Below are 22,097 nucleotides of genomic sequence, written 5' to 3' on the forward strand. Positions count from 1 at the left end.
TATCCCAACCAAAAAGGAATCCATCAAAACAGCCGAAACCGTTTCGACGGGGTTATGCATGGTATTTCATGCACTGGCTTTTAACACACTGTTGAGTTCTCAAGAAACGGACGCGTACACCGTCACCGTAATCTTTGCGATCCCGGCTTGGGGGCGTTCATTTCGTTCTGCGTTCTTTCGTTGTGTCTTAATTCTTTCAGCCGTTCAAGTCTCTGTCAAATTGACCGGACTTGCTCGACCTGCGGGAATTAAGCTCTGTCCTGTTTCCGGGACAACCCCTCTAACTTACCAGCCGATCCGAGTGCACGCGCACGTTCACCGAATCTTTGGTGTCTGGAGGTCGTCCCCGAGTGAGACCGGCGATGATCGCCGTCCTCGCGGGACTGGTGAACTCTATGTACGGCTCCGGGAACCGTCAAATCGATGGTTCTCCCGTCCCCTCGGGGTACGTACGGGGCGTGCGAGATCAACAGTTCCCCAGGGCACTCATCATCCTGGTGGGCATCGCCGGCGCGGTGATCGCCCTGTTCGGACTCCGCGAGGTGGCCTCCATCGCCGGGCCCGTCGTGCTGGCTCTGGTGCTGGTCATCGCCGTCTCCCCGGTGCGCAGCTGGCTCGACGCCAGGCGCGCGCCCGTCTGGCTCCAGGTCGCGGTGCCGTTCTTCATCGTGCTGCTCGTGCTGCTGAGCATGGCCGGCATCCTGACCATCTCGGCCACCCAGCTCGCCTCGCTGCTGCCCACGTACACCAGTCAGTTCGACCAGCTGATCGACGACTCTCAGCATTGGGCCACCACGCACGGCGTCAGCAACGACATGTTGAGCAAGGCGTTGCAGGCGTTCGACCCCGGCAAGATCCTCGGGCTGGCGCAGAGTCTGCTCGGGAGTTTGATCGGGGTGCTCTCCGGGCTGTTTCTCATCGTGGTGCTGCTGCTGGCCATGTGCCTCGACGCGCCGGTGACGTCCAGAATTCTCACCAGCGGTGAAGGGAGCAGGCCGCAACTGGTGACGGCGCTGGCCACGTTCGCGCACAAGACGCGGCGCTATCTCATCGTCTCGACCGTCTTCGGGCTGATGAACGCGATTCTCGACGTGATCGCCCTTTCGCTTTTGGACGTGCCGCTGCCGTTGCTCTGGGGCGTGCTCGCGCTCATCGCCAACTACATTCCGAACATCGGCTTCGTCATCGCCCTTCTGCCGCCCGCCATGCTCGCGCTGCTGGACGGCGGTGTGCAGACGATGGTGCTGGTCATCGCCGCGTACATCGTGATCAATGTCGTCACGCAATCGTTCATTCTTCCCAAGTTCTTGGGGGACGCGGTCGGGCTCTCGACGACGATGACGTTCATCTCGCTGATCGTCTGGACTTTTGTGCTCGGCCCGCTGGGCGCCATTCTCGCCATTCCGCTCAGCCTGCTGACGCGGGCATTGCTGATCGACAGCGACCCGAGCGCCACATGGGCGCAGGCGCTCGTGTCGGGCAAGCGCTCAAACGGGTGAGACGAGCCGGCGCAGCGACACCCCGCTCAGTCGTTTGACGTCGTGTGACAGGTGCGCCTGGTCGGTGTAGCCGGCGGTGACCGCCACCTCGGCCAGCGGGACCCCGGCGCGGGCCAGCCTGAGTGCGCGCTGGAAGCGGACGATGCGCTGGAGGGTCTTCGGCGCGTAGCCGAACGCCGTCACGCTGCGGCGCTGGAGCTGGCGTTCGCTGAGGCCGAGGGACCAGGCCACGTCGGCGACCGTGCGGCCCTTGCGCAACGCGGTGGCGATGGCGGGGGCGGCGGGGTCGAGGGGGGCCGATCGCATCAGGCGTCCTTGGATGGCGGATCGCATGACGTCGAGACGGGATTGGATGACGTTCTCCAGGCGGGCGGAGGCATCTTCTTCCATGACGCGGTCTGGGCCCATGATCCGGCCTGGGGCTGTTATCCGGCCTGGGGCCGTGATCCGCGTGGCTTCTATGCGCCGGCCGGTGCCAGGGTCTGCCGAGGTCAGGCGCATGCCCCCCGAGCTCACGTCAGCGCTGCTGCCGCCCTCCGGGCTCACGCGAGCGTCGCCGGGACCAGCGGTCGCGCGAGTGCGCCCGGGGGCAGCGGCCTCGGGGACAGCGATCACGGGAGCGCCTCCGGGGGCAGCGCTCGCCTGGCTGCCTCCGGTGGCAACGGTCTCGCCTTCGCCGCCGGGGGCGAAGCTCGCGTGAGTGCCGCCCGGGACAGCGCTCGCCTGGCTGCTTCCGGGAGCAGCGCCCGCATGCGTGCTGCTCATCGTCCCGCTCAGGTGAGGGGCCGCTGTGGGCGGGCGGGTTTGGGCGGCCCTTGTGGCTGCGCTCGCGGTATGGCGGGGGGCGGCGGACGTGGCTGACGCGAGGTCAGGGACGGCAAGGCCGGCGAGCTCCAGGCCGGAAGGTGACAGATCCCTATGGTCCGGGCTGGAACGGGTCAGGTCGGGGAGGGTTAGGTCGTGGAAGGTCAGGGCGGAGAGGGGCACGTCGCTGAGGGCCGAGGCTGGTTGGTCGAGGTCCAGGTCGGGGAAGGAGGCGTGCAGGTCTGGGAGGGCGAAGAGCGGGGCGCGCTGGTCGCGTAGCTCCTCCACCGGCACCCCCAGGAGGTCTCCCACCGCACCCGGTCTGAAGCGGATCCCCACGAACAGGTCTCCGGCCGCCATCGGCGTCGGCATGGGCCCGGTGTCGGGACCGGCCACGAACAGGCCGTCGGGGCCCCAGATGAGGTCGACGCAGGCGTCGGGCACCACGAGCTGGCTGCTGGCCGTCTCGCTCACCTGGTGCCACACGCAGGTGACGCGGCCCGCGAGGTCGGGGTCGGGCGGTCGTTCCGCGTACATGCCTCCAACGTACGCGACCCCGCCGACAGAACCCCGCTGACAGAACCCCGCCGGCAGGACTACGTCACCCTGGCAGGCGCCCGTACGCGCGCAGTGTCTTGAGGCGCGCCACGGTGAGGTAGCCGCCCCATTCGTGCGCCACCACCGGCGTCCAGACCGTCCAGTTGGGCCCCCATCCGCCGTCCTCCGACTGCGTGGCCAGGACCGCGTCGAGATGGCGATCCAGCACGTCCTGCGTGAACAGCGGCAGCCGCAGCGGCTCGGCCGCGAAGTCCAGCGGGAAGTGCACGGGCCCGCTCTCGTACGGATCGAAGGTGACCGTCGCCAGGATCGCCTCCCGCAGCCGGGCGAACTCCGCCTCCGCCCGCTCCCGGTCGGGCACCAGGTCCAGGAACGTCACCACCGCCCGCGCCTCGTACGGGCTGGTCTCCTCCAGCGCGGCGATGCGCGACCAGCAGAAGTTCGTGGCGGCGGCCAGCCAGGGATGCGTGCTGCCGTTCTTGTGCAGCAGCCCCGCGAGCGACGCCGTGGGGACGAGGTTGCCCGGCGGGTCGTCGACCGTCTCCCACCAGGGCGCCCTGGGCGTGTCCCGGACGGAGGGCAGCACGAACGGCACGCCGCCGCCGGGAGCGCTGACCCGGGCCAGGTAGTCGCACGCGGCCGGCACCATCGGCGAGTCGAAGGCGCCGAACTCGTCCAGGATCCAGAACGCCACCTCGACCGGCTCCGGCTGACTGCCCGCGCCGCGCAGGTCCGGTTCGAGCGCGTTGCCGAAGCCTCCGTCCGAGGGGTTCTGGTACGGACGCAGCGCGTCGAGCACCCGGTCCCGCGAGCCGCCCTTGAAGAGGGCCTCGAAGCGGAGCCTGTCGATCAGCCGTCCGTTGCGCCAAAGGTAGTCTTCCGCCCGGTCGAGCACGTCCATGTCGGTCAAGCCTCTCGGAGAGCCGGTTGTCACGGCGAAGCTATCCCCTTCCGCGCGCCCGGTTCTTGTAGGAATCGGACGCGCGGCGAGCACGGATGCGTCGGCAGAGCCGGTCAGGGTGTGGCCAGGGCCTCCGTGGGTGACATCCGGGCCGCGCGCAGCGCCGGGTAGAAGCCGGCCAGGCCGCCGATCACCAGGGTGGCGAGCACACCGCCGAGCATGGCCCAGACGGGCACGATCGCGGGCCAGCTCTGGAAGCTGGCGTACGTCGCGGTGACGCCGATCCCGAGCAGCACGCCGCCGATGCCGCCGATGGCCGACAGCAGCAGCGACTCGGCCAGGAACTGAACGCGGATCTGCCCCCGCGTGGCCCCCAGCGAGCGGCGCAGGCCGATCTCCGCCCGGCGCTCCAGGACCGAGATGACCATCGTGTTGGCCACGCCCACGCCGCCGACCAGCAGCGCGACGCCGCCGAGGCCGAGCAGGAGCGCGTTCAGCGTGGCGTCGGTGGCCTGTTTGGCGGCCAGCACGTCCGACGGCCTGGAGACCTCGACCTCGTTGGGCTTCTCCGGGTTCGCGGTGGCGGCGAGCACATCGCGTACGGCGACGACCGACGCCTCCTGCGCCCTGGCGTAGATCGTGGTCGCGTAGCCGTCGAAGCCGAGCCGCTCTTCTGCGACCGGCCAGCCGACCAGGGCGGCCGTGTCCAGCTCAGGCGCCAGCGGCGCGGCGGCGAGCACGCCCACGACGGTGAACCACTGCCCGCCCAGCCAGACCCGCTGCTCGGGGCCCGCCTCGACGACGCCGAGCCGGTCGGCCGCCTTGGCGCCGAGCACGGTGGCCGGGTAGCGGTGGGTGGCCTCGTTCAGCCAGGTGCCGCTGACGACGGTGGCGCCGACGTCCTTCGGCAGGTCGAGGCGGGCGGCCGTGACGGAGACGCTGCTGGTCTCGGCGGCCGGGATGTGGTCGTTGCGGTAGATCTTGGCGGGGGTGGTGCCGGTCGCGGTGACCGCGGTGACGGGGCCGACCTCACCGATCATGCCTTCCGACTCGGCGGGCAGGTGCGAGGACTCCCCGAACAGAGTCTGGCCGGGCGACACGGTGAGCAGGTTCGTGCCGAGCGCTTCGAGCTGCCGGTTGAGGTCCTCCTGGCTGGAGGCGGAGATGCCGACGACGCCGAGCATCGCGGCGATGCCGATGGCGATCCCGAGCGCCGACAGGAACACCCGTAGCGGCCTGGCTCGCAGGCCCGATCCGCCGACCCTGACCACGTCGCGGGGGCGCATCCGGGCGGAGGCCAGGGCCGGGGTCTGGCCTGGACGGGCGGCGGCGCGCTGCTCGCCGCCGGGGTCGCGGCTGGGGTCACGGCCAGGAGTCGGGCCGGGAGTCAGGACTTTCGTCATGGCCACACCACCTCATCCGTCTTCGCAGCGCGACCACCGTCCGTCTTCGCAGCGCGACCACCGTCCCTCTCTGAAGCGCGACCACCGTCCGTCTCCGGCGCCTGCCCGCTGCTCGCCTCCGGAAGGACGCGGCCGTCGAGCATGTCGATCTGCCTGGGCAGCGAGGCGGCGATGTCGCGGTCGTGGGTGATGACGACCACGGTCGTGCCGGCCGCGTTGAGCTCGCGCAGCAGCTCCATCACCCCTGCCCCCGAGCGGGAGTCCAGGTTGCCCGTCGGCTCGTCGGCCAGCAGCAGCCGCGGGCCGCCGACCACGGCGCGGGCGATGGCGACCCGCTGCCGCTCGCCGCCCGACAGCTCGTGCGGCCGGTGGCCGAGCCGGTGCCCGAGCCCCACCCGTTCCAGGGCGTCGTACGCGCGCAGCCGCCGCTCGCGCAGCGACGGGCCCGCGTACAGGAGGCCGTCGGCCACGTTGTCCAGCGCGGGCACCCCACCGGCCAGGTGGAACTGCTGGAAGACGAAGCCGATGAGGTTCGCGCGCAGGGCGGAGAGCTGCCGGTCGGTGAGCGAGAGCACGTCGTGCCCCGCGATGCGGACGGTGCCGCCGGAGGGCCGGTCGAGGGTGCCGATCATGTTGAGCATGGTCGACTTGCCCGACCCGGACGGCCCGACGATGCCGACGAGCTCGCCCGCGTCGATGCTCGTCGTGACCCCGCGGAGCGCGGCGACCTCGCCGTACTCCTTGCTGACGTCGCGCAGTTCGACGATCACTTGGGCACCGCCACGGTCGTGCCTTCCTGAACGCCGGTGACCTCGACCTGGCCGTCGGCGAACATGCCGGTCTCGACCGCGGCGTAGCGGGTGGCGCCGCCCTCCACGACCTGGACGCCGTAGCCGCCCTCGGCCAGCGCGAACAACGCTCCGACGGGTACGGCCAGCACGTCCTTGCGCTGCTCGGACACGATCGTGACGTCCACGGGCGCGGCGTCGAACGACTTCTTCAGCCCGCTCACCGACACCGCGACCTCGACCGTGGTGGCGGTGTCGCTGCCGCTGGTGGTCTCGGTGGCGACCTTGCCGACGCGCGTCACCTTGCCGTTCACGGTGCTGCCGTCGGGCAGCTCGACGGTGGCCTTCATCCCCTTCTTCACCAGGTGCTCGTCGGCCACGTCGAGGTTGACCAGCACCTCGCGGGTGGTCCCGGTGGCGGTGAGCACGGCGCCGGTCGCGGAGTCGCCGAGCGCCTTCTTGAGCTCGGCGACGCGGATGCGGCCGTCGTTGACCACGACGTCGCCGGGCTGGACCTTGCCGGTGACGTCGAGGCCGAGGTCCTCCTGCCAGTCCTCGACCGCTTCCCTGGTGGCCCAGGTGAACTCGTCGTCCACGTCGAAGCCGGTGTAGCCGAGCTGGTCCAGGTTGCGTTCGAGCAGCTTGACGTCCTTGCCGGAGACGCCGTCCTCAAGGGTGCGGTAGAGGGGCATGGTGCCGTACAGGAGGGGGCGGCGGTCGGCGTCCACGCTGTAGACGCCGTGCCCCCTGGTGATGGTGGCGCCCTCGCTGGGGAGCCAGGTGATGGTGCCCTGGGTCTTGCCGGCGACGGTCAGGGGGGCGCCGTAGCCGAGCGTGCCGTCCACGGTCTTGGTCTCGGTGAGGGTCGTCCTGGTCACTTTGGCGGTGGCCGGGGGTGTGCGGGTGGCGGCGGCCGTACCGGTGCCGTCGCCGCCGAAGCCGACGGCGGCGGCCGCGACCGCGGCGGCGAGCAGCGCGGCGCCGCCCGTCCAGGCCAGGATCCGCAGCTTGCCGCGGCGGCGTGGCGGCAGGGGTCGCAGGGCTCGCTCGTCCCGTTCCTTGAGTTGCGTCACCTCGCGGCTCCCGACTTGGGGTACTTCTTGCCGCAGATCTCGATCGCCTTCTTGAACTGGGGGTCGTCGCGGCTGAAGTTCCGGGCGGTGCCGCTGGGGAAGGAGCCGTCGGGGTTCGGGTCGGGCATGTCGACGCCGTTCTCGCGCATGCACTGGGCGAGCAGGCGCATTTGCTCGATGTCCTCCGGCTTGAAGTCCTTGCGCTCCTTGAACGGCGCGTAGGCGCGGCAGGCGTCCATCGCCTTGCCGACCTTGTCCTTGTCGAGGTCCTTGCCGATCGCTTTGAGTCCGCCGCCGCCGCTGGGGTCGGGGTCCTCCATGGGCACGCCGTGCTCGCGCATGCACTTGGCGAATTTCCTGCCCTGCTCCTGCGGGTCCGCGGTGGACGTCGCGGTAGGTGTGGCGCTCACCGAGGGCGGGGCCGAGCTGAGCGCCGCGGAGGCGACGCCGGTGCCGCTCTGCTGGGCGCCGCAGCCGGACAGCGCGGCCAGGCCGGTGAGCAGGGCCGAGGCGATGAGTGTTCTTCTCATGCTCCCGACTGTGGTCGGCGCGCTTCAAGGGGAGCTGGGAGCCGCCTCGACATCAGGTAGGAGTACGCGGAAGGTGGCGCCCTGGCCGGGCGCGGTGTCCAGCTCGACGCGTCCGTCGTGGGCGCGGACGATGGCGGAGACGATGGCCAGGCCGAGCCCGGCCCCTCCGACGGCCCTGGACCTGCCCTCGCTGGCCCGGTAGAGGCGGTCGAACAGGTACGGGATGTGCTCGGCCGGCACCCCGGGACCCGTGTCCGACACCTCCAGCACGGCCAGGTCGCCGCTCCTGCCGACCTTGACCGTGACGGCGGTGTCGGGAGGCGTGTGGACGAGCGCGTTGCCGACGAGGTTCGCGGCCACCTGCCGGAGCCGGGCCTCGTCGCCGACGACGGAGACGGGCGCGAGCCTGCCGTCCAGCCCGGCCACTTTGACCTGCCGGTCCGGCACGCGTACGCGGGCGTCGCGGATCGTGTCGGCGGCCACCTCCAGCAGGTCCACGGGCGCGCGGTCGAGCGGGCGTTCCTCGTCGAGCTGGGCCAGCGTGAGCAGGTCGTTGACGAGCACGCCCATCCTGGCCGCCTCGTCCTCGATCCTGCGCATCATCTCGCCGGTATCGCCGCCGCCTCTGCGGTGCAGCTCGGCGAAGCCGCGTACGGAGGTGAGCGGGGTGCGCAGCTCGTGCGAGGCGTCGGCGAGGAAGCGCCGCATGCGGGCCTCCGAGTCGGTCCTGGCGGCGATCTCGGACTGGAGGCGGTCGAGCATCACGTTCATGGCCTTGGCCAGGCGGCCGGCCTCGGTGTGCGGGTCGGGTCCCGTCACCCGCCGGGCGAAGTCGCCGCGGGTGATCCGGCCGGCCGTGGCCTCCATCCTGGTCAGGGGGCGCAGGCCGAGCCGTACGGCGGCGTCGGCGGCCAGGCCGAGCAGGAGCAGCACGAACGCGCTCACGGCGGCGGCGATGGCGATCGCGGAGTTCTGGGTCTGTTCGAGCTCGGCGAGGGACTGGGCGAACACCCAGGTGGTGCCCTTGGGCCGCTCGATGGCGCGGATCCGCCACGAGGCCCCGGTGGTGCCCGGCACGGTGTAGGACACGCCGATCCTGGGCTCGCCGACGTCCGGGCCCGGCTGGCTCTTGTCGGTGCTCTTGAACTGCAGCGATCCGCTCGCGTCGTAGATCATGACCTGCTGGATGGCGGCCAGCCGCTTGGTGATCAAGTCGGAGATGTCTCCGGTGCGCTGGGGTTTGACGGTGAAGTCCTGGAGGCTCTTGAGGGTGGCGATGTTGGTGATCTGGGCGAGCTGGGTGTCCACGCGCCCCATCAGGTTGTCGCGCAGCAGCATGACGCCGACGACGTTGGAGAGCACGAGCGCGAGCGTGGTGAGCCCGAGTATGGCCATGACCAGCCGGGTGCGCAGGGTCCAGGTGGCGGGCTTCACCGCGGGGTCCGCAGCGTGTAGCCGACGCCGCGCACGGTGTGGATGAGCTGCGGCTGCCACTTGTCGATCTTCTTGCGTAAGTAGTAGACGTACGACTCGACGATGCTGGAGTCGCCGTCGAAGTCGTAGCGCCACACGCTGTCGAGGATCTGCGCCTTGCTCACCACGCGGCCCGCGTTCGTCAGCAGGTATTCGAGCAGGTTGAACTCGGTGGGCGACAGATCGACCGGCACCCCGGCCCTGCGCACCTCATGGGCGTGCACGTCCAGCTCCAGGTCGGCGTAGCGCAGGACGCCGGAACCCTGGGCGTCGGTGCGGCTGCGGCGCAGGATGGCGCGGATGCGCAGGACGACCTCCTCCAGGCTGAACGGCTTGGCCACGTAGTCGTCGGCGCCGAGCGTCAGCCCCTGCACGCGGTCCTCGACGCGGTCGCGGGCGGTCAGGAACAGCACCGGGATGCGCTCCTCCAGCCGCCTGGCGACCTCGAAGCCGTCGAAGTCCTCCAGCATCACGTCGAGCACCACGATGTCGGGCCGGAACTCGCGCGCGGCCGTCACCGCCTCCGCGCCGGTCTGCGCGGTCCTGACCTCGAACGAGACCAGTCGAAGCGTCTGCGAGAGCAGGGCGCGGATGTTCGGCTCGTCGTCCACGACGAGCACCCTGGCCGGTCGGTCCATGATTAATGGTCTACCTGAGCCACCTCAAAGCCGCCTCAAAGCCCCGCGCCGGATATTCGATTGCTCCGCCGATCGGCGCTGACCTACAGTGACCGGCATGTCATGCATGTTCACCTGCCAGGTCTTCATCCGCATCCGCCACAGCCGGGCTCTGGCCCGCTAGCGGACGCGCACACCTGAGGCTGAGCGTCCGCAGGCGCGCCCAGGGCCCTTCGAGACTCATTCATCTCGAGGACCCGAAAGGGCAGTGCTGTGGCGCAGAATTTCGCGCACGGAAACTATTCACACACCCAGAAGAACGCCAGGAACAGCGGCGGCGGTCGCACGCCCAGAGACCGGGCCAGACGCACGCTCTCGCAGAATTTCCTGGCCGACAGCCATGCCGTCGACCTGATGGTGAAGGCCGCCGCTCCGGCTGGGCTCGTGCTGGAGCCCGGCTCCGGCGCGGGCGTGCTCACCTTGGCGCTGGCCGAGGCGGGCGCGCAGGTCGTGGGCTACGAGGTCGATCCGCGGCTGGCCGGCCTGCTGGCCTCGCGCACGCGCAGCGATCCCCGCATCGACGTGGTCAGAGGCGACTTCACGGCCGCGCGGGCGCCGCGTGAGCCGTTCGCGGTCGTGGGCAACATCCCCTACTCGATCACGTCGAAGATCGTGGACTGGTGCCTGCGGGCGCCGGCCCTGACCTCGGCGACGCTGCTCACGCAGCGGGAGTACGCCCGCAAGCGCGCGGGCGACTACGGCCGCTGGAGCCTGGTCACGGTGGAGTCGTGGCCGTGGTTCCACTGGCGGCTCGGCGACACGATCGGCAGGGAGAGCTTCCGGCCCGTCCCGTCCGTCGACTCGGCCATCCTGCGCGTCCAGCGCAGGCCGGAGCCGCTCGTGGACGACCGCCGCTCCTACCAGGAGCTGGTGGAGCTGGGCTTCGGCGGGGTGGGCGGCACGGTGCGCGCCTCGCTGAGGAAGCGCTACGACGGGGTGGACGCCGCGCTGGCGGCGGCCGGGATCGACCGCGACACCGTCGTCGGCTACGTCCACCCCGACCAGTGGATCACGTTGTGGCGGCGCCTATGCCGGTGACGCGGCCCTGACTTTCTCCGCCGATCCCACGGAGGGGGCCAGTCCTGGGGCGGTCGCGAGGCGGCGGCCCCAGGGCATGGCCAGCGCCAGGATCGGCAGCAGCACGATGGAGGCCCGCGACCAGTCGGAGTGCAGGCCCCACCAGGTGTTGGTGTCGAACTGCGTCATGTAGAGGTAGCCGTAGCCCGCCCAGAGCGACACGGCCACGATGGCCGGCCAGGCGAACCTGGTGGGCCTGGCGATCAGGAACGGCATGAACCACAGCAGGTATTGGGCGCCGAGCCGCGGCGTCATGACCATGAAGACGAGCAGGATGGCCGTGGTCATGTCGATCGGGTCGGCGCGCCGCCACCAGAGGATGACGGCCACGACGCTGACGTAGATCAGGTTGGTGCCGAACGAGGCCAGGTCGGGCCGCAGGGCCCAGTCGCCGCCGGTGAACCAGGGTGTCCAGCCGTATTCGCCGACGATCGGCCTGATGTCCTGGATGGTGTGGATGACCTGCGGGATCTGCTCCAGCGACGTGCCCGCGAAGACCGGCAGCGTGACGAGGAAGAAGACCGGCACCAGGCCGGTGAGGAACATCGCGGCGACTCTCGACCGCAGGTTGGGCAGGAGCAGCAGCATGCCGGGGATGAGCCAGATGGGCCAGCTCTTCGCGCACAGCGCAAGGCCCATCAGCAGCCCGGTCAGCGCGCCGCGCTTGAGGTCGGCCCGGTCGCCGGGGCCGGGCAGCAGGGCTCTGTGCAGCATGCCGCCGGGGCCGAGCACGCGCTTGACCGAGGTCTGCAGCCCGTACGCGGCCACGCCCCTGCGCACCTTGGCGACCACCTCGGTCGTCATCCCGGCCCGGTCGGGCCGGCCGGGGCCCCTGGCGACGACGAACGCCGCCACGCCGAACACGAGCGCGACCGGCTCGACCTGGCCATGGACGCAGGCGATCAGCACGGCGAGCGGGCTGAGCGCGTACTGCAGGGCGCGCAGCGACGCCTTCGGCCCGCCGGCCAGCTTGGCGACCAGCGGGATCAGCACGATGTCGGCGACCACGGTCACGAGGCGCCCGGCGTATTCCCACGGGATGCCCAGCCAGAGCAGGATGCCGTAGACGTAGGGGATGGTCGGCAGGAAGTGCCAGCCGCCCTCGCTGGCCAGCACCGGGTCCTGGCCACGGAGCACGGCCTCGCCCGCGGGCTTGAAGCTCTCCATGAAGTCGACGGGCTGCCACGAGTCGATGGCCGAGGTGTACATGATCAACACCCGGACGACCACGCCGACGAGAATGGCGACTATGAGCGGAGGCCGCCAATCGCGCCATTGGGCGATGAGAGCGAACACGACACCGGCGACGAGGACTATCCCCGTGAGAACTGCGTAATCCATGGCGGCCCCTAGCCTGCCGTACCAGTGAGACTGCCGCCACCTGGGCTTCCAATTCTTATCCCCGACATGCCGACACGTATCCCCATACGAGATCACCGTCTGTGTTGAACTTTTTCCATGGGGGGATCGCAGGTCAACCAGGCACTGGTCAGGCTCTACTTCGAGGTGAGAGATGGGCTGCGCGACCCGGTCGCGGCATGGGCGAAACTCACAGGCAACTCACAGCAATATCGCCATGCCAGAGGGGAGCGGCGGGTGCCGCTCGACGACGTCACGGCGGCCGAGCTGACGGCGGCCGCGATCGTGCACACCGCTTCCGCGCACGGCGCGGAACGGGTGGCGGCGCTGTCCACCTCGCCGCTGGCGCGGCTCGTCGGCGAGCTCGGCGGCGCGGTGCTGACCGAGCATCCGTGCGCGCCCGAGCAGGTGCTGGGGCCGCGGTTCGCCGGTCCTGGGGCCGACGACTGGGCGCGGGCGGCCTACGTGCTGCTGTGGGGTGAGAACAACCGGCTGGTACGCACGGCGGACACGCCCTGGGTGATCGCCGGTCGCTACAAGGGTCAGAAGGTGGTCGCGATCGGCACCCACCCCACCCGGCTGTCGGACGAGACGCTGGTCGTGCGGCCGGGCACGGACGGGGCGCTGGCCATGGCCATGGGGCACGTGCTGCTCAAAGAGTTCTTCCTGGACAGGACGCCGTTCACGGAGCACGCCGTGGCGCGTACGGACCTGCCGTTCCTGGTGCGGCTGCGGCCGCGGGAGGAGGCGTACGTGCCCGGCGGGCTGCTGGGGCGGGTCAGCGATCGGCTGAGCGTGTACGGCGGCGAGGCGGTCGAGGTGCTGCTGCCGCGCTTCGACTTCGGGCCGGGGGTGCTGCGGCGGGGCGTGCCCGTGCTGCGTGACGGCGACGAGCTGGTGACGACCGTGTTCGACCTGCTCCTGGCCGTCTATGGGGTGGGCAGGCCGGGGCTGCCCGGCGTCTGGCCCACCGGGTACGAGGATCGGCAGGCGCCGTACACGCCGGCCTGGCAGGAGTCGTACACCGGGGTGGCCGCGTCGCGCACGCTGAAGATCGCCAGGGAGCTGGGCGTGACGGCCGAGAAGACCGGCGGGCGCTGCGTGATCGTCCCCGGCCGGTTGGAGACGCCGCACGCCGACACCGCCTACCGGGCCATGCTGGCGCTGCTGGTGCTCACCGGGTGCGGCAGCGGGTGGGCGCAGGCGGTCGGCGCGGGGGTGCCGCTGGTGCCGTACCTGTGCCTGCACGCGTGCGGCGAGGATCGCTCGGACGTGGGCGCGCTGAGCTGGGCGCTGTCGGAGGGGCTGTTCGAGCGCAGGACGGCCCGCTCGGTGCTGCTGGAGGCGGTGCGCGACGGGTGGCCGATGGCGCCGTCGCCGCGCGTGCTCGCCCTGCCGCGGCCGATCTACCCGCTGCCGCCCGAGGTGGACCTGCTGATCGGCCCGGACGAGCACTGCGACCTGTCGCCGCCCGACACCGAGCTGGTGGCGCAGGCGGTCGCGCGGCTGGCCGGGCCCGCCGCCCCGGTGGCGGCGGGCGGCGGGCTCGGCGACGAGCGGATGCGGCTGCTGGTGGACCACGCCTGGATGCACGAGTACGGCGAGGCGCTGCCCACCTACCGGCCGCCGGGCCTCGGCATCCCGATCAAGCCCACCCAGCTCGTCAGGTTCACGTGAGCGCGTTCAGGTAGGCCCGATGGCTCCTGGAGAACTCCGATCCGTTGAACCTGTCCCAGTTGATCGACCAGGTCATGAGCCCGCGCAGGTTCGGGTAGACGCCCCGCGGCCGGTACGTCCCGCAGTTGGTCCCCTTGGCCAGGCAGTCGAAGGCCTTCTGCACCTCGGCCACGGTGGTGAAGCCGTTGCCCGCGTTGGGCGAGGCGGGCAGGCCGATGGCCACCTGGTCCTGGCGGAGCGCAGGGAACACGTTGGCCGGATTGCCCATGATCGGGAAGCCGGCGAGCAGCATGTCCGTCATGGCCACGTGGAAGTCGTGCCCGCCCATCGTGTGGTACTGGTTGTCCAGCCCCGTGATCGGTCCCGAGTTGTAGTCCTGCACGTGGAGCAGGGTCAGGTCGTCGCGCATGGCGTGGATGACCGGCAGGTAGGAGGCGCTCCTGCTGTCGGCGGCGCCGTTCGGGCCCGGGCCGTAGAACTGGTAGCCGAGCTGGACGAAGAACGTCTCCGGAGCCATGGTGAGCACGAACTTGGCGCCGTACCGGCTCTTGAGGGTCTTGAGCGCCGAGATCAGGTTCACGATGACGGGCGTGGTCGGGGCGGCGAGGTTGGTGTCGCCCGGGTTGAGGTAGAGCGAATGACCCTCGAAGTCCACGTCCAGGCCGTCGAGGCCGTACCTGTCGATGATCGCGGCGACCGACGTGACGAACGTGTCGCGCGCCGCCGTGGTGGTGAGCTGCACCTGGCCGTTCTGGCCGCCGATCGAGATCAGCACCTTCTTGCCCTGGGCCTGCTTGGCCCTGATGGCGGCGATGAAGTCGGCCTCCGGCTCCACGTTGGGGCATTCCGCGGCCGGGCACTGGCGGAAGCGGATGTCGCCGGAGGTGACCGAGGTCGGCTCGCCGAAGGCCAGGTTGATGACGTCCCATTCGCCCGGCACGTCGGCCATCCGGATGTAGCCGGACCCGTTGGCGAACGAGGCGTGCAGGTAGCCGACCAGCACCCGCTTGGGCAGCTGGCCGCCGCCCCCGCCGCCGCCGGTGGTCGTGGTGCCGCTCGCCTCGGCGGAGTAGGCCGAGCAGTTGTTGGCGGCGTCGCAGGCGCGGACCTTGAAGCGGTACGTGGTGGCCGCGCTCAGCCCGGTCGCCTGGTGGGACGTCCCGGTGACGGTGACCGGGGAGCCGCCGTCGCGGGAGACCTCGTACCTGGTGACGCCCACGTTGTCGGTGGCGGCCGGCCAGGTCACGGTGAGCGAGCCGGAGGTCGCGCCGCCGGTGGACGGGGTGCCCGGCACGGCCGGGGCCTGGGTGTCGGGGGTGCCGCCAGGGCCGTCCAGCGCCACGTCGTCGGCCAGGTAGGCGCCCTGGCCGTACCAGCCGTTGACGTGCACGGTCACCGACGTGGTGGCGGCGCCGGTGGTGAAGGAGGTCTTGAGCTGGGCCCACTGGCTGCCAGGGGAGCCCCAGGTGCTGGCGCTGACGCCCGTGCCGGTGGCGCCGAGGAAGACGTAGCCGCCCTGCACCCAGGCGGAGAGCTGGTAGGCGGTGCCGGGCTGGACGGTGATGGTCTGCTGGCACCTGGCGTAGTCGCCGCCCTGCGGGGTGGCCCGCAGGGCGCTCGCGCCGCCGTGCACGGGGGACGACACGGCCTGGGCTCCCGACGTCGCGCTGCACGTCCAGCCGCTCAGGCCGGTCTCGAAGCCGGGGTTGGCCAGGATGTTCGCGGCGGCTGCCGGGGCGGCCTGGAATGCGGTGAGTCCTAGGGCGAGCACGGCCGTGGCCGCGAGTCCTCGGAGGTTCATGGGGTTCCTCACGCTCATGCCGAGGGGGCCCGCCCCGGATCGGGGCGGGCCGCCTTTCACGATGGGGTCAGAAGCCGGCGGTGGTCCTGGTGAACTCCCAGTCGGTCTGGGCGATGCCGCTGCAGTTCGACACCACGCCGCCGCCCGGGCAGGGGCGGTCACGGTTGACGGCCCAGTACGCGAGCCTGGTCAGGCCGTGGGAGTTGGCCCAGTCGCGGATCTGGGTCCAGGTCGCGGGCGAGGTCAGCTCCTGCTGGTCGGACAGGCCGTTCATGCCCGAGATGCCCATGTGCGCGTACGCCTGGGCGTCGGTCCAGCCGAAGGCGCTCTTCAGCGCGTTCTTCAGGCCCTCGGAGGCGTTGACCGTGTCCTGGTACATGTTGGTGCCGCCGAAGTCGAACGGCATGATCGTGTAGTTGTCGATCGGCACGGCGAGCGCCTTGGACTGGTTGATGAGCCGGATGCCGGCGGCGGTCGGGCCGGTCTTGGAGGTGCCGAACGTGACGACGACCTTGACGTTCGGGTTGTTCTGCTTGACGATCTTGAGGCCGTTCAGGATGCGGTCCTGGACGGTGTAGTTCTCGAACTCGTCGGTGTTCTCGATGTCGAAGTCCACGACGGCGGGGCCGACGGCGTTGATGACCTGCTGCACCGCGGTGGCGAACGCCTGCGGCGTGGCGCAGTTGGGGCCGAGCTTGTTGCCCGACCAGCCGCCGAAGGAGATCTGGACGCTGCCGCCCTTGGACTTGATCGTGTTGATCGCCTGCTGGTCGGCGCCGCCGGTCAGCGCGCGGCTCCCGTCCCAGGCCGGGTTGCAGCCGCCACTGGCCAGGATGAACGCCATCGTGAACGAGCGCACGCCGGTGGCGTCCATGACCGTGCCCGGGTTGGGCGGGTTGCCCCAGCCCATGTAGAGGTAGGGGGCTCCGGGCATCTTGGTGGGGTTGCTGCAGCCGGTCGTGGTCGCGGTGGCGTCCCGTCCCGCCGACTCACCCACCGAGTTGTACGCCTTCACCGTGTAGGTGTGCGTCGTGCACGCGCCGAGCCCCGAGACGGTGGCGCTGGTGCCGGTGACCTGGGCGCGCTGCGTCGAGCCCTCGTACACGCGGTAGCCGGTCACCGTGCCCGACGACGCGCCCCAGCTCAGCGCGATGCTGGAGCTCGTCACCGAGGTGGTCGCCGTGCCGGGCTGGCCGGGGGCGCCGGTGCCGCCGGAGGTGGTGGCGGTGACGGAGTTGCTCACGCCGGAGAGGTTGCCGGCCGCGTCGCGGGCGCGGACCGTGTAGGTGTAGGCGGTCGAGGCGGCCCGGCCGGTGTCGGTGTAGGTGGTGCCGGTCACGGTGGTGACCAGCGTGCCGCCACGGTAGACGTCGTAGCCGGAGGCGCCCACGTTGTCGGTCGAGGCGTTCCAGGCCAGCGCGACGCTGCTGGCGGTGACGCCGGTCGAGCGGAGGTTGCCGGGCACGGAGGGCGCCGTGGTGTCGGTGCCGCCGCCCGAGCCGGCCTTCCAGAGCGCGGGCACGTTCGGCGGCGCCCAGTCGGGCTGGGAGGTGTGGGCCTGGAGGCACACGTAGTCGACGCCGTTGTAGGTGACGACCGCGCCGGTGGCGTAGGCCGTCCATGGGGCCCAGGCGGCGGCGAGCTGGAGCTGGGGCGTTTCGCCGAACGCGGCGGGTGCGCCGGAGGCGAGCCCGGCTCCGGTCAGGGTGAGGGCCAGTGCCGCCGTCAAGGCGGTTAATCTGCTGCGAAATTTCATGGCATTCCCTGGAGGTGGGGCTTGACGGTCTTGGAGAACGACCAGTTGTTGCTGGCGTCCCAGTTGATGGACCAGGTCATCGCGCCCCTGATGTCGGGGTAGGCGCGCGGTGGCACGAAGGTCCCGCAGCTGGTCCGTTTGGCCAGGCAGTCGAGGGCCTGGTTGACGAGGGCGGGTGAGACGACGCCGCCGCCCGCGGCTCCCGGTCCCGCGGGCAGGCCCAGCGCCACCTGGTCGGGGCGCAGGCCGTTCTCGAGCTGGATGCAGGCCAGCGCGGTCATGAAGTTGACCGAGCCCTGCCCGTAGGCCTGGGCCTGGTCGCAGCCGAGCATGGAGCCGGAGTTGTAGAACTGCGTGTGGACGACGGTGAGGATGTCCTTGATGCTCAGGGCGAGTTTGAAGTACTCCATCCCGGTCGACTGCATGTCGATGGTCTGCGGGGCCATGGTGATGATCAGCCCGGAGCCGGCCTTCGAGCGCAGCGACCGCAGCGCCTGGGCCATGTAGGTGGCGTTGAGGCCGTTCTCCAGGTCGATGTCCACGCCGTCGAAGCCGTAGCTCTGCATGAGCGCGTACACCGTGTCGGCGAACTTGGTCGCCGCCGTCGTGCTGGCGACCTGGACCCGTCCCGCCTCGCCGCCGACCGACAGGATGACCTTCTTGCCGCGCTGGTGCAGGGCCTGTACGTCGGCCTTGAACTGGGCGTCGGTGTAGCCGCCCACCGCCGTGGCCAGGCCGGGGTCGAGGGTGAAGACGACCTCGCCCGCGGTGGCGGTGGCCTCGCCGAAGGCGATGGCGATCAGGTCGTACTCGCTGGGCACGGCCGACAGCTTCAGCTCGACGGCGGGGTTGACGAAGTTGTGCCAGTAGCCCGTGAGGAAGTGCTTGGGCAGGGTCCCGCCCGTGCACCCCGACGTGGTGAACGCGAACGGGTCGCTGGCGGGGCCGTCGCCCGCGGCGTTCGAGGCGGTGATCGTGACCGTGTAGGAGGTGCAGGCGGTCAGGCCGGTGAGGGTGTGGGCGGTGCCGGTGACGGTGGCGGTGAGCGTCCCGTTCAGCCGGACCTTGTACGACGTGGCGCCGGCCACGGCGGGCCAGCTCAGCGTGGCGCCGGTCGAGGTCGAGGAGGTCAGGCCGATCGAGGTGACCTTGCCGGGCACGCCCGTGCCGCAGCCGGTGGTGGTGGCCGTCACCGGGTCGCCGGCGGCCGACTCGCCCGCCGGGTTGTACGCCTTGACCGTGTAGGTGTGGCTCTCACAGGTGCCGAGCCCGCCGATCGTGGCCGCGGCGGCCGTGACCGTGGCCTTGACAGCGGTGCCCTCGTAGACGCGGTAACCGGTCACCGTGCCGGAGGAGGCGCCCCAGGACAGGGTGATGGCGTTGCTCGTCGTGGTGGCGGTGGCGGCGCCCGGCCGGCCGGGGAGCTCGACGGCCGAGCCGCCGCAGGAGGCCCCGTTGAGCGTGCAGCCGGTGATGCCGGGGAAGTTGCCCGGGCTGCCGTTGAAGCCGAAGCTCGCACTCGCTCCCGCCGCGAGCGTGGAGGCCCAGCCCGGGTTGGTGAAGGTGTAGTGCTGGCCGCTCCGCGTCATCACCGCGTCCCACGCGGACGGGATCGAGAAGCCGGCGGGGGCGTCGAACTGGACGTTCCAGCCGTTCATGGCCGTGGTGGTGCCGTTGGTGACGGTGACCTTGCCCTCGAAGCCGGAGCCCCAGTCCGAGACCTTGACGAAGGTCGCGGTGGCGCCGGCGGCGTGAGCGGGCAGGGCGTAGAGGCTGAGTGCGAGGGTCGCGAGCGCCAGGACAATCGCGCGAAGTCTCACGGATGCTTCCTTCGGGGGGTGGCGTGCCGTACGGCTTGCACCGGGGGGTGAGAGCGCAAGCCGTACGGCACGGCCTTGGGGGGGTGTCAGCGCAGACCGGTGGGAGAAGTGGGCGGCTTTGCAGAGCCTGTCAGGTTTTGTCCGGTTAGTGATTACTTTTAGTAAAGTTTCCTAAGAGTTGTCGCGATCGTAGCCCTGACACCCAGTGCTTACAAGACCCAATCCCATGACCCCGGACATGGCTCCGCCGCGCAAGATCGTGATCTTGCGCGGCGGAGTGCGGTGCGCTTTACGGTTGCTGGGTGATCCGGACGTCGTCGACGCCCGCCTCCACGAGGGAGGCCCCTGACGCGTCCGCCGCGTCCACGACGATGCGGACGGTCTGGCCCGCGAAGGCGTTCAGGCTCGCCGTGGCCGTGGCCCAGGCGCCGTTGCGGTTGGCGGCCGAGCCGGTCTGGTTCAGCACGGTGGCCGTGGTCGAGCCGACCACGCGCACCCTGAGGTAGTCGGCGCTGGAGGCGTTGGAGCCGTGCGCCAGGTACCACGAGAACGACAGGTTCAGCGCGCCCGTGGTGGGCAGAGTGATCAGCGGCGACTGGATCGAGGTGATCCCGCCGTCGATGTCGAAGTCACCGGCCGCCGCGCCCGCCAGCCGTCCCGTCACCAGGTCATTGGCGCCGCTCACCGTGGTGCCGAGTTGCTTGGCGCCCGAGGACGTGGTGGCCTCGGGGTCGCCGCGCTCCCACAGGCCGGTGGTGGCGGTGTCGGCGCCGGCCGGGTTCGCCGCCCAGCCGGTGGCCGTCTCGAAGGTGTCGGAGTAGACCGTCACCGGCGGCGTGCCGGTGCCGCAGTATTGAGCCTCCTTGCCGATGATCCGGTAGACGCAGTCCGAGTATTCGAGGAAGCGCAGGACTGCCTCCCTGTTGCGGGTGGTCTGCGGGACGATCTGCTCGTCCGGCGGGTAGAAGCCGGGGCTGGATCCCGTCGGGTACATCTCGAACGTGAAGCTGAAGATCTTGTAGACCCCCCAGAGCCAGTCGTCGATGGTCCCGTCGGTGATGTAGAGGTCACTCCCCTGCTGGGGCGTGTAGTTGTTGGTGGAGGCCATGTTCTGGCCGAGTGTGGCGTGGGCGTCCCGGTCGTCCTGGGTCAGGCCGGGCGCGGTGTCGTTGAAGGTGTAGCCGTAGGGCCACAGGACCAGCTCGCTGTAGGTGTGCCAGTCGATGTGCGACTTGAGCTGCTGCACGCCGCCGATGATCCGGCTGCGCACCCAGTTGGCCGCCGCCTTGACCTCGGGCGTCGACTCGGCGCTCGCGCCGCGGTAGGTCTCGCTGGAGGTCGTGCCCGACGAGCCGCCGCAGCAGCCCCAGTTGTAGGCCCAGTTGCGGTTCATGTCCGTGCCGACGGCCGACGAGCCGGAGTTCGGCTGCCTGTTCTTGCGCCAGGAGCGGTAGGAGCCGGTGGCGATGTCGTACTCGCCGCCGTCCGGGTTGAGGTCCGGCATGATCCAGATCTCCCTGGAGTTGACCAGGTTCGTGATTCTGGCGTCCGTGCCGTAGTTGTCGGTGAGCAGGTGCATGAGGTAGAGGGACATCTCGACCGTGAGGTGCTCACGGGCGTGCTGGTGGGCGGTGAAGAGCACCTCGACCTCGTTCTCGTCGGCGCCCACGTTGTCGCTGATCTTGATCAGGCGGAGCTGCCTGCCCTCGTACGAAGTGCCGTACGAGGCTTGGCTCATGATGCCCGGATGCGCCGCCACCAGGGTGTTGATCTCGGCGTTCATCTCCGCGTAGTTGTGGTACTGCGAGTCCGCCGGCGGGAAGTCAAACGCGTCGACGGACGGGGGTGTCGGGCGCGGCACCTCCGCCACCCGGTAGCCGAGCCGCTTGATGGCCGAGACTTCGGCTTCCGTGGCCGTGACCAGGACCGATGCCTTGGCCACCTCTTCGATGGCCGCTCCTGTGGCGGCCACCGAGCTGCGCTGCTGCGCGTTCGCCGGACCCTCGACGCGGTACTGCCTGTTGGGCGGTGGCTCCGCGGAGGCACCCGCGCCGGTCATGCCGGTCAGGGTGATCAGGCTGAGGGCGGCAAGCAGGATGACAAATCGGTGTTTCACCTAGTCCTCCTCAGGCGCTCGGGCTCGAGTGGTGCCGGCGCCTGAACCGAGACTGAAGACGATGCCGGTCCTAGGAAAGGCCCAAATTTCCGGGCATGCGGATCAGGGTCGCTTCGAGCGGCTTCCGCACCAGATCGGGCACCTCGGCGTCGCCGGCCGCGTACCCGACGGGGAACAGGATGTAGGGCCGCTCACCGGCCGGCCGCTCGCAGATCTCGCTGAGGAAGGCCATCGGGTTGGGCGTGTGGGTGAGCGTGGACAGGCCCATGGCGTGCAGCGCGGCGATGAACAGGCCGCAGGCGATGCCGACGCTCTCGTTGACGTAGTAGTGCCTGATCCGGCCGTGGCCGGGGCGCACCGCGTATTTCTCGGCGAAGCAGACGACCAGCCACGGCGCCACTTCGAGATAGCCCTTGTCCGAGGTGGTCTCCAGCGGCGCCAGCGCCGCCCGCCACTCGGGCGGCAGCCGGCCGCCCTCGTAGTTCTGCCGCTCCTCGCGCTCGGCCGCCGCGCGCACGCGCCGCTTGGTCTCCTGGTCGCCGATCGCCACGAACGTCCACGGCTGCTGGTGCGCCCCGGAGGGCGCGGTGCCGGCCGTCCGCACGGCCAGCTCAATGCACCGGTACGGCACCGGCTCCGCGCTGAACGAGCGCACGCTGCGCCGCCGGTCCGAGAACCGGTAGAACTCCTCGCCACGCCTGACCATCTCGGCGGGCTCGTAGCGTTCTGGCGAGTAGGGGACGAAGGGGTGCCGGTGCTCCATAAGATCCGAAGTCTCGGCACGG

General features: G+C 70.4%; 17 protein-coding genes. 3 read left to right on the forward strand and 14 right to left on the reverse strand.

Going from position 1 to position 22,097, the window contains the following annotated elements; genetic code table 11:
- Positions 1-362: 362 nt before the first annotated feature.
- Positions 363-1,499: an AI-2E family transporter gene (locus ABEA43_RS44435; protein ID WP_345571972.1), complete on the forward strand. Its 1,137-nt coding sequence runs from the start codon at positions 363-365 to the stop codon at positions 1,497-1,499.
- Here the strand turns inward: ABEA43_RS44435 and ABEA43_RS44440 are convergent.
- From ABEA43_RS44440 to ABEA43_RS44475, 8 genes are all read right to left on the reverse strand, one after another.
- Positions 1,488-2,840: a DUF6597 domain-containing transcriptional factor gene (locus tag ABEA43_RS44440; RefSeq protein WP_345571974.1), complete on the reverse strand. Its 1,353-nt coding sequence runs from the start codon at positions 2,838-2,840 to the stop codon at positions 1,488-1,490. The two genes, ABEA43_RS44435 and ABEA43_RS44440, sit on opposite strands and share 12 nt — an antisense overlap.
- Positions 2,841-2,904: 64 nt before the next feature.
- Positions 2,905-3,762, reverse strand: coding sequence for a hypothetical protein (locus ABEA43_RS44445; protein ID WP_345571976.1), 858 nt, complete (start codon positions 3,760-3,762; stop codon positions 2,905-2,907).
- Between the two features lie 113 nt (positions 3,763-3,875).
- The gene (locus ABEA43_RS44450; RefSeq protein ID WP_345572227.1) at positions 3,876-5,048 is read right to left on the reverse strand and encodes an ABC transporter permease; all 1,173 of its coding nucleotides are present in this window, start codon (positions 5,046-5,048) and stop codon (positions 3,876-3,878) included.
- A gap of 113 nt (positions 5,049-5,161) precedes the next feature.
- Positions 5,162-5,932: an ABC transporter ATP-binding protein gene (locus ABEA43_RS44455; RefSeq protein WP_345572228.1), complete on the reverse strand. Its 771-nt coding sequence runs from the start codon at positions 5,930-5,932 to the stop codon at positions 5,162-5,164.
- Entirely contained in the window at positions 5,932-7,026 is a 1,095-nt protein-coding gene (locus tag ABEA43_RS44460) for a peptidoglycan-binding protein (protein ID WP_345571977.1), read from the reverse strand. Before ABEA43_RS44460 ends, ABEA43_RS44455 begins: the two co-directional genes overlap by 1 nt.
- Positions 7,023-7,556 (reverse strand): hypothetical protein, encoded by a 534-nt coding sequence (locus ABEA43_RS44465; protein ID WP_345571979.1) that lies wholly within the window; start codon positions 7,554-7,556, stop codon positions 7,023-7,025. Before ABEA43_RS44465 ends, ABEA43_RS44460 begins: the two co-directional genes overlap by 4 nt.
- 24 nt (positions 7,557-7,580) lie before the next feature.
- On the reverse strand, positions 7,581-8,990 hold the full coding sequence (locus ABEA43_RS44470) for a sensor histidine kinase (protein WP_345571981.1): 1,410 nt from the start codon (positions 8,988-8,990) through the stop codon (positions 7,581-7,583).
- The gene (locus ABEA43_RS44475) at positions 8,987-9,667 is read right to left on the reverse strand and encodes a response regulator transcription factor (RefSeq protein ID WP_345571983.1); all 681 of its coding nucleotides are present in this window, start codon (positions 9,665-9,667) and stop codon (positions 8,987-8,989) included. The genes ABEA43_RS44470 and ABEA43_RS44475 overlap by 4 nt, the downstream gene beginning before the upstream one ends.
- 252 nt (positions 9,668-9,919) lie before the next feature.
- On the opposite strand from ABEA43_RS44475, the gene erm reads away from it, so the two are divergent.
- On the forward strand, positions 9,920-10,744 hold the full coding sequence (erm, locus tag ABEA43_RS44480; protein ID WP_345571985.1) for an ErmE/ErmH/ErmO/ErmR family 23S rRNA (adenine(2058)-N(6))-methyltransferase: 825 nt from the start codon (positions 9,920-9,922) through the stop codon (positions 10,742-10,744).
- On the opposite strand, the gene ABEA43_RS44485 is transcribed toward erm, so the two are convergent.
- Positions 10,733-12,124, reverse strand: a complete 1,392-nt coding sequence (locus ABEA43_RS44485) for a hypothetical protein (RefSeq protein WP_345571987.1) — start codon at positions 12,122-12,124, stop codon at positions 10,733-10,735. The genes erm and ABEA43_RS44485 overlap by 12 nt on opposite strands.
- Before the next feature lie 117 nt (positions 12,125-12,241).
- On the opposite strand from ABEA43_RS44485, the gene ABEA43_RS44490 reads away from it, so the two are divergent.
- On the forward strand, positions 12,242-13,819 hold the full coding sequence (locus ABEA43_RS44490; RefSeq protein ID WP_345571989.1) for a molybdopterin-dependent oxidoreductase: 1,578 nt from the start codon (positions 12,242-12,244) through the stop codon (positions 13,817-13,819).
- On the opposite strand, the gene ABEA43_RS44495 is transcribed toward ABEA43_RS44490, so the two are convergent.
- The 5 genes from ABEA43_RS44495 to ABEA43_RS44515 form a co-directional block, all read right to left on the reverse strand.
- Positions 13,812-15,620 carry a chitinase gene (locus ABEA43_RS44495; RefSeq protein WP_345571991.1) on the reverse strand — a complete coding sequence of 603 codons (1,809 nt, stop codon included), beginning with the start codon at positions 15,618-15,620 and terminating at the stop codon, positions 13,812-13,814. The genes ABEA43_RS44490 and ABEA43_RS44495 overlap by 8 nt on opposite strands.
- 67 nt (positions 15,621-15,687) lie before the next feature.
- Positions 15,688-17,376: a carbohydrate-binding protein gene (locus tag ABEA43_RS44500; RefSeq protein WP_425570486.1), complete on the reverse strand. Its 1,689-nt coding sequence runs from the start codon at positions 17,374-17,376 to the stop codon at positions 15,688-15,690.
- Positions 17,373-19,196: a cellulose binding domain-containing protein gene (locus ABEA43_RS44505; protein ID WP_345571996.1), complete on the reverse strand. Its 1,824-nt coding sequence runs from the start codon at positions 19,194-19,196 to the stop codon at positions 17,373-17,375. The genes ABEA43_RS44500 and ABEA43_RS44505 overlap by 4 nt, the downstream gene beginning before the upstream one ends.
- Positions 19,197-19,485: 289 nt before the next feature.
- Positions 19,486-21,312 (reverse strand): M14 family metallopeptidase, encoded by a 1,827-nt coding sequence (locus ABEA43_RS44510; protein ID WP_345571998.1) that lies wholly within the window; start codon positions 21,310-21,312, stop codon positions 19,486-19,488.
- 70 nt (positions 21,313-21,382) lie between these two features.
- Positions 21,383-22,075 (reverse strand): nitroreductase family protein, encoded by a 693-nt coding sequence (locus tag ABEA43_RS44515; protein ID WP_345571999.1) that lies wholly within the window; start codon positions 22,073-22,075, stop codon positions 21,383-21,385.
- Positions 22,076-22,097 lie beyond the last annotated feature (22 nt).

It is taken from the genome of Nonomuraea rosea (genome assembly GCF_039539705.1).
GTDB classification, from domain to species: domain Bacteria; phylum Actinomycetota; class Actinomycetes; order Streptosporangiales; family Streptosporangiaceae; genus Nonomuraea; species Nonomuraea rosea.

What these genes read in the sequence shown, in the direction of transcription:
- ABEA43_RS44445 (WP_345571976.1), bottom strand. Translation starts at nt 3,762, where the DNA reads ATGGACGTGCTCGACCGGGCGGAAGACTACCTTTGGCGCAACGGACGG.
- ABEA43_RS44440 (WP_345571974.1), bottom strand. Translation starts at nt 2,840, where the DNA reads ATGTACGCGGAACGACCGCCCGACCCCGACCTCGCGGGCCGCGTCACC.
- ABEA43_RS44465 (WP_345571979.1), bottom strand. Translation starts at nt 7,556, where the DNA reads ATGAGAAGAACACTCATCGCCTCGGCCCTGCTCACCGGCCTGGCCGCG.
- ABEA43_RS44475 (WP_345571983.1), bottom strand. Translation starts at nt 9,667, where the DNA reads ATGGACCGACCGGCCAGGGTGCTCGTCGTGGACGACGAGCCGAACATC.
- ABEA43_RS44500 (WP_425570486.1), bottom strand. Translation starts at nt 17,376, where the DNA reads ATGAAATTTCGCAGCAGATTAACCGCCTTGACGGCGGCACTGGCCCTC.
- ABEA43_RS44435 (WP_345571972.1), top strand. Translation starts at nt 363, where the DNA reads ATGATCGCCGTCCTCGCGGGACTGGTGAACTCTATGTACGGCTCCGGG.
- ABEA43_RS44490 (WP_345571989.1), top strand. Translation starts at nt 12,242, where the DNA reads ATGGGGGGATCGCAGGTCAACCAGGCACTGGTCAGGCTCTACTTCGAG.
- ABEA43_RS44450 (WP_345572227.1), bottom strand. Translation starts at nt 5,048, where the DNA reads ATGCGCCCCCGCGACGTGGTCAGGGTCGGCGGATCGGGCCTGCGAGCC.
- ABEA43_RS44515 (WP_345571999.1), bottom strand. Translation starts at nt 22,075, where the DNA reads ATGGAGCACCGGCACCCCTTCGTCCCCTACTCGCCAGAACGCTACGAG.
- ABEA43_RS44485 (WP_345571987.1), bottom strand. Translation starts at nt 12,124, where the DNA reads ATGGATTACGCAGTTCTCACGGGGATAGTCCTCGTCGCCGGTGTCGTG.
- ABEA43_RS44495 (WP_345571991.1), bottom strand. Translation starts at nt 15,620, where the DNA reads ATGAACCTCCGAGGACTCGCGGCCACGGCCGTGCTCGCCCTAGGACTC.